Below are 8,751 nucleotides of genomic sequence, written 5' to 3' on the forward strand. Positions count from 1 at the left end.
AGATCCAGACCCTACGGTAGTTGCTCCCCCCGCGGTGGCTCTTCACTTGATGCCGCGCCCAGTTTCTTCCCATCCACGCTGGCGCTGCTGGTATTCACGCGATTGCTTCCATCTTTCGATCGGCTGCCGGTGAAGCTTACGACCATGCCTACCTTCATCGTGTTGCGGGTCCAGCCTTCGCGCAGCAGAGCATTGGGACTGCCCATTTCCGCTCCCCAATTCACGAATTTTCCGGTCGCCTGATCCTGGACATTCACGTAGAACCAGACATGCGGATTGGTCCACTCGATCTTCGTGACGATACCGGTCAACTGTATCCGTTGTTTGCCGTCGAACTCCGCGGCGAACGAATGGTGCCCGAACAGGGGTGCCGCCGCACACAGCAGCAAGATACCCAAAAGAAGCACAGCTGTTTGTGTTTTCATCCCGCCTCCGATTTCGCGCCAGTATAGTTGGTTTTCTGCCTTCCACCAAAGAACGCGGTCGACAGAGGCGAAAATCTTCCGCGGCTCCAGCGTGAATTTTGGTGTCCTTCCCCATTTTCAACCGTCGACATTAATAGGGGGATTTCCATGAACATTAATGAAATGAAGGGGAAGTTCAACGAACTAAAGGGCAATTTCAAACAAAAGTGGGGAGAACTCACGGACGACGACTGGACGCAGATCAGCGGCAGCAAAGACAAGCTGCTCGGCATTCTTCAGCAGAAATACGGCCGCAGCAAAGAGCAGGCGCAGCGCGAAATCGATGAATTTTCAAGAGAGGATAAGGAACGCAAGGTTTCTTAGAAGGGGGGAATCATGAGTCGTAAGGTCAGGCAACACAAGGAGAATATGGAGGACCGGAATATGGAGACGATGTCCACCGAAGACATCGGTCAGACGACAAAAGAAACCCTCGATACGGTTGTCGGGAAGCTGAATGACAATAAACTTCTGATCGGAATTATCGGAGTCATCGCCGCCGCCGGTTGCGGCGCAGCCTACTATCTGTTCGCCACAGAATCCGGAAAGCGCCTGCGCAATGACATCCAGGACAAGTCATTGGATATGTATGACTTGATCTCAGAGCAGGCGGCAAATACGGTGGAACGTCTTCGTGGGGTCGCTCAGGATATGATGTCCGACAAGCAGATCGGACCTGAGTCGGGCAACATCCGCAAAGTTGCGTAGCCCTTGCTATTGCTCTAAGCGCAGGACGCGCTTTGCATTGTCGAGCATGATTTTCCGGACAACTGTCTCCGGAAAATGATGCTCGGCAAACTCTTTTTGCCACCGCTCGACCGTCAGCAATGGCCAGTCGCTTCCGAACAACATTTTGTCCTGAAGCAGCGTGCGCGCGTACTGAACGAAATTGGGCGGGAAATATTTCGGCGCCCAGCCCGACATATCCACGTTCACATTCGATTTGTGCATCGCAATCGCCAGTACTTCGTCCGACCACGGCCAGCCGGGATGCGCCGCAATGATGGTCAAGTCTGGAAAATCGGCGGCGACATCGTCGACATGCATCGGCTGTCCATATTTGAGCCGCAGTCCCATCCCACCCGGAGCGCCGGCGCCGATACCCGTTGTCCCCATGTGAAACAGAACGATAAGTCCGAGTTTTTGTGCGGCTTCGTAAATGGGATATACGCGCGGGTCGTTGGGAAAAAAACCCTGGAAAATCTGCTGGAATTTCAATCCGCGCAGCCCCAGATCCGCGATGCGATGCACCTCCTCGGCGGCCCACTTTCCCATGTAGGGATCGACCGCGCCGAAGCCGATGAAAACATCGTGATGAGCGCGAACGGCTTCGGCTAAGGATTCATTGGTTATCGGAGGCAGGCCGGTATTGGTGCGTGCATCCTTGCCGAGCAGGACGCACATCATGTTCCGGGCCCGGTACATGTCCGCCATTTCCTCGTAGGAAACGAATCCGCCGACCTCGGTTTTGAAATACTTCTTGGCGACGGCGACGTACTCGCCGTCGGATTTTTCGTGTTCCTTTGCATTCGGGTGCACGTGGCAGTCGATCGCGACAATGTGCCTGGGGATTTTTAGAGTTTCCATTAGAGAACGATCACCAAATCATCCGGGCTCTGCGCGTATAGCCGTTTCACTATCTCTGCCCGGCTTTCCAGAACTGCACGCTGATTGATATATCCCTTGTCCGTGATCTCTCCCGCATCGATCGACGGCGGCTCGTCCAGCAGGACGGCGCGCGCCGCATAAGTTGAGCTGCCGCCGCCTTCGGCGCGCAGCCGGATCATTCCTTCGCGCACCTGATTCCGGACGGTCTGATCGGTAGCACAGCAACCTGGGGCCGGAAAAATCAAAAACCCGACGTCATCGCAATCATGACCCGCAATAACAATGTCCTGTGCAACCGGAGCCATCGCGGCAATCGCCCTCATGCGCAGCGCTCCAACATGAACCCATGTCGCGCTGGTGAGCTTGAAGTCTTCCGCCAGACGCCCGGCGAATTCGATGCCTTGTGCCGGATCCTCAGGATCAGCGAACCGTCCGGCATCACCCATCTTGTAGAAGTTCTCTTCATCGAACGCGGCGGCGGTCAGATCGGGCCGCTTCCAGTAGCCCGGAGTGACGTTCGAGCCTCTGACGCGCAATTCGTATTTGCCGGTGTTGTCCACAGGCACCATTTTTAGCTCATAGCCGGGACTGGGCAGGCCGATGACACTGGTACGCCGCGATTCATAATGCACAATCGTCACCTGAGGCGCCGTTTCCGTCGAACCCCACCCCGACACCATGTGCATACGCCGCCCGGTTTCCTGAATCGAGAGTTGCTCGAGACGGTCCCAAACGTGTACCGGGAGCGCCGCTGCGGCATATAAGATCACGCGCAGCCGCGCAAAGAACGTGCGCCTCAGCTGAGCATCCTTTTCAAAGAACGGCAGCAGAGCGTCATATCCCCGCGGCGCATTCAGGCTGATCGTCGCGGAAACCTCGCGCAGATTCCGCACCGTCGTTTCGATCAAACCGGGAGCGGGTTTGCCCGCATCGATGTACATGGTGCCGGCGTGAGCCAGCACCATTCCGAAGTCATTGTTGCCGCCGAACGTGTGATTCCATGGCAGCCAGTCGACAAGCACCGGAGGCTCGTCGTCGAGAAACGGCCATGCCTGCGCCCGCGACTGGATATTCGAGCAGAGCATCCGCTGCGTATTGATGACCGCCTTGGGCTGTCCTGTCGATCCCGAGGTGAAGAGAAACTTTGCAATCGTTTCCGGGCCGATCGACGAGAAAATCCGCTGGACCAGCGCTTCGTCTGTCACTTGCGTCAGGCGGGCGATGTTGGCGGAAGTCACGAGCTCGAAACGGTGATGCCGGATGGATGTCAACGCGCGCTCGAACTGCTCCGGATGATCCACGAAGATAAGTCCGGGCTCGATGAGGTCGATGATTGTTCGGAGCTTCGCGAAGTCGCGCGACATCAGAGAATAGGCAGGAGAGATCGGCGCGACAGGCACTCCGATATGCATTGCGGCCAGAGCCATCAAGGCGTGGTCGATGGAGTTGTCCGAAAGAACAGCGACCGGCCGTTCAACCGAAACACCCTGTGATAAAAGCGCCGTCGCGATGCCGTACACCGTTTGTCGTGTCTCCCGCCAGGTGATCGTCCGCCAGCCTTCGCCGGCGCGCTCGGCAAGAAACACGGCGTCCGGTTTCTCCCTGGCCCAGCGCTCCAGGTATTCGCCGAGACAGCGCTCATAAGGCCTCAGCGGCTCCGGCGAGCAGAGAACCAGCGTGCCGTCGGTCCGGCGTTCGACGTCGACCCGCCGGGCGAGAAATTTGAGGGGAACACGATCGGCAGCGGTTTCCATATAATGAGAAACCGCATGGTATACCAAAACATTCTGCTTGCGACCAAGGACCGCATCTCTGTCCTGACCATCAACCGGCCGGACAAGCGCAACGCCTTGAATCAAGCCACTCGCGATGAAATTCTCCATGCTCTGGACAGCTTGAAAGCTTCGCCCGACTCGCGGGTTCTTGTCATCACGGGCGCCGGCGACAAGGCCTTTATTGCGGGCGCCGACATCGGGGAATTTGAAGGACAAACGCCGTTGACGCAGCGCGAAGCAATGAAAGAGCCGCGCATCTTCGATGCGATCGAAGGATTTCCGAAACCGGTGATCGCGATGATCAACGGCTTCTGCCTCGGCGGCGGTATGGAACTCGCTCTGGCCTGCGATCTGCGCGTCGCAAGCGATACCGCAAAGCTGGGCCAGCCTGAAATCAACCTCGGCATCATTCCCGGCGGCGGCGGGACGCAGCGCCTGACACGGCTGGTCGGTGAAGGAAAGAGCATGGAGTTGATACTGACCGGCGATCTGATCGATGCGGTGGAAGCGAAAGCGATCGGTCTCGTGAATGATGTCGTTCCCGCAGCGGACTTGCAGGCCCGCGCGATGGCGCTCGCCGGCCGTATCGCCGAGAAGAGCCCGATCGCGTTGCGCATGGCGAAAGAAGCGGTCAAAACCGCTGCTCGAATGAATCTCCGGGAGGGCCTGGACCGGGAAACCGATCTGTTCTCCCTGACGTTTGGCAGCGAAGACAAAGCGGAGGGAGTCCGGGCATTCCTGGAAAAACGGAAGCCCGACTTTAAGGGTCGATGAAGAGGGAACGGAACACAAGAGGCACAAGAGTGTCTTACAGCTTCTTGTGCTTTTTGTGCGTCTTGTGTTCCGTTCCCTGTCTCGCGCAGGATTCGACGACTGTCAAACTCTCGCGCTTCGAAATCGTTCGCGTAGATCAAGCCGACATCAACCGCGTGCCCAACGACCTGCGTTCCATTTTTGCGGATCCCGTTCCCGACTCGGAACCGGTAAGCGATCTCAGCGAGGCCACGAAGCGGGTCGGGTTCACCGCCCGTCTTCCGAAATCCGATAAACCTCCGCAGTTCGGAATCGTCGCTCCGGTCGGGGAGCAGTTGAAGATCAGTGTGAGTGAACTGCGAAAAGCGCTGCAGGATGCAAAGGCCGCCGACTTAATGGTTCCGGACTCGTGGGACGGCGTTACGATCGAGCTGCAGCAGCGTTCCGGCGTCTTCGCCGATTTCGGAAAATTCTTTCTGGTCCAGGCGCCGATCCTGACGCTTACCATGCGTTCGAGCTTTCCGCTGGATCAGTTCGTCGAGGTTCTCTGCCGTGTTCTCGGAATGGATGCGGCGCAGGCTCGATCCATACGCCAGACGTTTATGGCCATGCCAATGGCATTCTTCCCGGTTCCCCGGAAGTACGATATGGATGTTCATCAAGTCAAGCTGCGCGCCGGTTCCGGCACACTTTTCGAGAATGGCTCGAAACAGGGGGAAATGGCGCTGGCCTGGAGCGACGCGGATCGAAACTATTTCCTCTCCGGCCTGCTGACCGAAGCCGAAGCGATTGCCATCGCCGATTCAATTCAATAAAGGATTGTGATATTTTTCGCCGCGCCCCGAACGCCGGAACGCGGGCTAAAGCCCGCGACTACATGACCGTCTCGCCCTCACCGCGGCCGCTAACTCCTCAAGCAGCGGCACACTCTCCTCCCAGCCGATACACGCATCGGTGATGCTTTGCCCGTAAACCAGTTCTCTTCCGGGCACCAGATCCTGCCGGCCTGCCTTGAGATTGCTCTCGACCATGACACCCATGATCCGGGCATCTCCACCCATCATCTGGCCGGCAACTTCCCGGCCGACTTCAATCTGCCGCATGTAGTTTTTCTGGCTGTTCGAATGACTCAAATCGATCATCACCCGTTGAGTGAGGCCGGCGGCTCCCAGTTCCTTGCAGGCGCTGTCGACGCTCGATGCATCGTAGTTCGGTTGTTTGCCGCCGCGCAGGATGACGTGACAGTCCTCATTTCCCATGGTGGAGACGATCGCCGAGTGGCCTTCCTTAGTGACCGACAGGAAATGGTGCGGATGCTGAGACGTACGGATCGCGTCGACGGCGATGCGCAGATTTCCGTCGGTGCCGTTCTTAAAGCCGACCGCGCATGACAATCCCGACGCGAGTTCGCGGTGAATCTGGCTTTCCGTCGTGCGGGCGCCGATCGCGCCCCAGCTCACCAGATCGGCAATGTACTGCGGCGAGATGACGTCCAGATACTCCACGCCCGCAGGCATTCCCAATTCGTTCAATTCCATCAGGAGCTTCCGCCCGGTTCGCAAACCTTCATTGATCTGAAAGCTGCCGTCGAGACGGGGATCGTTGATCAGGCCCTTCCATCCGACCGTCGTTCGCGGTTTTTCAAAATAGACCCGCATGATGATGAGCAGATCTGTGGCGAGCCGGTCTTTCTGCGCTTTCAGCTTGTGCGCGTATTCGATCGCTGCCTTGGTGTCGTGAATGGAACAAGGTCCGATGATTACCAGCAGGCGATCGTCGGCGTGGTGCAAAATGCGATGAATCTGATGCCGGGACTCGTAGGTTACTTCTGCCGCCCGTTCCGTAAGAGGAAACTCGTCGCGAATGATCTCGGGTGCCAGGAGTTCTTTGATTTCCTTGATGCGAAGGTCATCTGTTCTATAAATATTTTTCTTACTCATCATTTCCGAAGGCCAGCAGCACATTTCCGAATCCGGAGGTGCCGGTGCCGTAACCCGATCCTATAAATACCATTCCGCCGGCGACGGTCGCGCCGGCCTGTCCCATGTTTCCGCCCTTGGCCGTCACACCATTGATGCTTTCGAACTCACGGTTGGTGTTGTACTGCCAGAGAAGGCGGCCGTCCGTGGTTGCGAATGCCCGGAGCATTCCATCCGAAAACCCGGCGAAAACCGCTCCGGGTATGGCCGTCGTCGCTGCGGGATTGCCTGGACCGTTTGCTGCCGCCTTTGCGGTCCAGGGCCTGGAACCGTCGGCGAGCTTGATGGCCGCCACGCCGCCGCCAGGCTGGTTCAGACCATAGTAAACGTTTTCGCCATCGGATGCTCCGCCGAACACGATCAGGCCTGCCGCGGAAGGCGGCCGTTCGGCAATATTGGTGCGCCAGACCACTTCGCCGTTCCTGTCGAGGTCCAGCGCGAGGGCGACTCCGCCTTTGCTCCCCGCGATAACGACGTCCTTGCCCCCCGGGAGCGTCTGCATGATGAGCGCGGAACCGCCGAAATCATAGTCGGGGCCGAGCTTGGCCGGACAGTTATCTCCGGGTTCGCCGGTGGCGCGGCAATTGTTGATGAAGACATCGCCTTTGAATTCCTGGTGCTGCCACAGGATTTTGCCCGTGTCCATATCCATGGCAATCACCGAGTCCGTGCCTTCGGTGGCAGGTTCGCTGACGCCATTGCCGGTGCCGACATAAATGCGATGCCGCTTGGGATCGACCGTCGGCGGATTCCAGACCGAGCCGCCGGCCGGTCCGTACAACGTCACGCCGTCTTTGTTTTTACCGCGCGGTTTCGGCTCTTCCTGAATGACGAAAGTCCGCCAGAGTTTTTTTCCTGTATTGGCATCAAGCGCGACCACGTGGCCTCGAAATGTACAGCACTCGTAGGTGAGGACGGCGCCGGTCGTGGTTTCCATTGCCGACATCGGCACGTAAATGCGGCCGTCGTAAACTGTGGCCGAGCCGGTGCTCTTGGCGCGCGGATGATCTCCGGCGCGGACTTTCCAGAGCAATTTTCCGGTCTGGGCGTCGAGCGCGTAGACCCGGGTCAGAACATCGACGAAGTACACGGCATACTTTGTGGCGCCCTGTCCTTTTATCGCCGCGATCGTGAGCGCGTTCCGGGTTCCCGAATCCGCGTGGAAAGCCCAGTGCACGCAGCCGGTTTTCGCGTCCAGGGAATAGATGTATCCGGCATCGCTGCCGAAAAACACGCGGCCGGACGCGATAGTCGGTTGAGAGTGCATCTCGGATGCTTTGGGGACGCCGAAAGCCCACTTCAACTTCAGGTTCGGGATCTGCGCGGGCGTCAGGCCGGCAGCGGCAGCCGTCTGGAAGCGTGTGTTTTTATCTCCCGGACTCCAGCCGTTCCACGACGCTCCGGCTGCGGGGTCCGCCAGCGGCGGATTGCTCCGGCAGGCGTTGGTCATCTTCTTGATGTCGCCGGCTTCGTCGCTGCCCATCGGCCGCGCTGCAAGAAACTCCGCGATCTGCCGCTTCTGGACGTCGGAGATTTGAGCCGCATGATCCTTCATCTTGCCGGTCGTCAGGGCGGCATAAATCTGCTCGGGAGAGTTTTGCTGAAGGTCCGTGATCGAAGGCGCTTTCTGGCCGTCGTGACAGGTCCCGCAGTTCTGCTGATAAATCGGCGGCCCGGCGCGAAATCCAGGCCGCGGCGTGGCGTTTTGCGCCTGCAACAGAGCGACGAATAGCAGAAGTTTCATGGTCTCCCTCCAGGAACCCGCTAGTTTAGCAACTGGAGACACATAAACGAAGGGACTCCGAATGGAGGTAATGTCCTAATTTTAATCAGTTGGAATAGTTGGAGTATTTTCTTCTCAGAGACCGGATGAGAGACCGCGCGAGCGTCCAGATGTCGCTCAAAAGAAGCCAAGCAAGGGGTTTCATACCTTTAAATCTTATCCCTTCCTCAAGCGTTTGCCGCACCCAGTCTGAGAGCCTCAGTCCAGCCCGTTCGGCCCTGGCTTCGTATTTCTGTTTTTTCGTCGTAATGAAAGATGTGGCGAGCTGCGGAGCCACGTAAAGAAATGTAAATCATCCTGGGACGTTGTATCGAGGCGTATCCCCCGGCGCGTATATAGCAGTGAAAGACGAGATACAGAGGCTGATCGCGGCCTAATACATTCTATAA

9 protein-coding genes are annotated in these 8,751 nt (G+C 57.8%); 4 read left to right on the forward strand and 5 right to left on the reverse strand.

Features of this window, described 5'->3' with window-relative positions:
• Positions 1-11: 11 nt before the first annotated feature.
• On the reverse strand, positions 12-425 hold the full coding sequence (locus VGK48_29030; GenBank protein HEY2385238.1) for a DUF6152 family protein: 414 nt from the start codon (positions 423-425) through the stop codon (positions 12-14).
• Positions 426-572: 147 nt separating this feature from the next.
• Here VGK48_29030 and VGK48_29035 point away from each other — a divergent pair, with 147 nt between their 5' ends.
• Positions 573-788, forward strand: coding sequence for a CsbD family protein (locus tag VGK48_29035; GenBank protein ID HEY2385239.1), 216 nt, complete (start codon positions 573-575; stop codon positions 786-788).
• 12 nt (positions 789-800) lie between these two features.
• On the forward strand, positions 801-1,172 hold the full coding sequence (locus VGK48_29040; protein ID HEY2385240.1) for a YtxH domain-containing protein: 372 nt from the start codon (positions 801-803) through the stop codon (positions 1,170-1,172).
• Between the two features lie 6 nt (positions 1,173-1,178).
• On the opposite strand, the gene VGK48_29045 is transcribed toward VGK48_29040, so the two are convergent.
• On the reverse strand, positions 1,179-2,051 hold the full coding sequence (locus VGK48_29045) for an amidohydrolase family protein (protein HEY2385241.1): 873 nt from the start codon (positions 2,049-2,051) through the stop codon (positions 1,179-1,181).
• On the reverse strand, positions 2,051-3,826 hold the full coding sequence (locus tag VGK48_29050) for a feruloyl-CoA synthase (protein HEY2385242.1): 1,776 nt from the start codon (positions 3,824-3,826) through the stop codon (positions 2,051-2,053). Before VGK48_29050 ends, VGK48_29045 begins: the two co-directional genes overlap by 1 nt.
• Before the next feature lie 15 nt (positions 3,827-3,841).
• Between VGK48_29050 and VGK48_29055 the strand changes: the two genes are divergently transcribed.
• Positions 3,842-4,621, forward strand: a complete 780-nt coding sequence (locus VGK48_29055; protein ID HEY2385243.1) for an enoyl-CoA hydratase-related protein — start codon at positions 3,842-3,844, stop codon at positions 4,619-4,621.
• Positions 4,622-4,683: 62 nt separating this feature from the next.
• Positions 4,684-5,415: a hypothetical protein gene (locus VGK48_29060; protein ID HEY2385244.1), complete on the forward strand. Its 732-nt coding sequence runs from the start codon at positions 4,684-4,686 to the stop codon at positions 5,413-5,415.
• A 45-nt stretch (positions 5,416-5,460) separates the two neighbouring features.
• On the opposite strand, the gene aroG is transcribed toward VGK48_29060, so the two are convergent.
• Positions 5,461-6,543 carry a 3-deoxy-7-phosphoheptulonate synthase AroG gene (aroG, locus tag VGK48_29065; protein ID HEY2385245.1) on the reverse strand — a complete coding sequence of 361 codons (1,083 nt, stop codon included), beginning with the start codon at positions 6,541-6,543 and terminating at the stop codon, positions 5,461-5,463.
• Positions 6,533-8,323 (reverse strand): PQQ-binding-like beta-propeller repeat protein, encoded by a 1,791-nt coding sequence (locus tag VGK48_29070; protein HEY2385246.1) that lies wholly within the window; start codon positions 8,321-8,323, stop codon positions 6,533-6,535. Before VGK48_29070 ends, aroG begins: the two co-directional genes overlap by 11 nt.
• Positions 8,324-8,751: the final 428 nt, after the last annotated feature.

Source organism: Terriglobia bacterium (genome assembly GCA_036496425.1).
Classification (GTDB): domain Bacteria; phylum Acidobacteriota; class Terriglobia; order 20CM-2-55-15; family 20CM-2-55-15; genus 20CM-2-55-15.

Coding starts and splice junctions, on each gene's coding strand:
- VGK48_29070 (HEY2385246.1), bottom strand. CDS start 8,323: ATGAAACTTCTGCTATTCGTCGCTCTGTTGCAGGCGCAAAACGCCACG.
- VGK48_29040 (HEY2385240.1), top strand. CDS start 801: ATGAGTCGTAAGGTCAGGCAACACAAGGAGAATATGGAGGACCGGAAT.
- VGK48_29055 (HEY2385243.1), top strand. CDS start 3,842: ATGGTATACCAAAACATTCTGCTTGCGACCAAGGACCGCATCTCTGTC.
- VGK48_29045 (HEY2385241.1), bottom strand. CDS start 2,051: ATGGAAACTCTAAAAATCCCCAGGCACATTGTCGCGATCGACTGCCAC.
- VGK48_29035 (HEY2385239.1), top strand. CDS start 573: ATGAACATTAATGAAATGAAGGGGAAGTTCAACGAACTAAAGGGCAAT.
- VGK48_29030 (HEY2385238.1), bottom strand. CDS start 425: ATGAAAACACAAACAGCTGTGCTTCTTTTGGGTATCTTGCTGCTGTGT.
- VGK48_29050 (HEY2385242.1), bottom strand. CDS start 3,826: ATGGAAACCGCTGCCGATCGTGTTCCCCTCAAATTTCTCGCCCGGCGG.
- aroG (HEY2385245.1), bottom strand. CDS start 6,543: ATGATGAGTAAGAAAAATATTTATAGAACAGATGACCTTCGCATCAAG.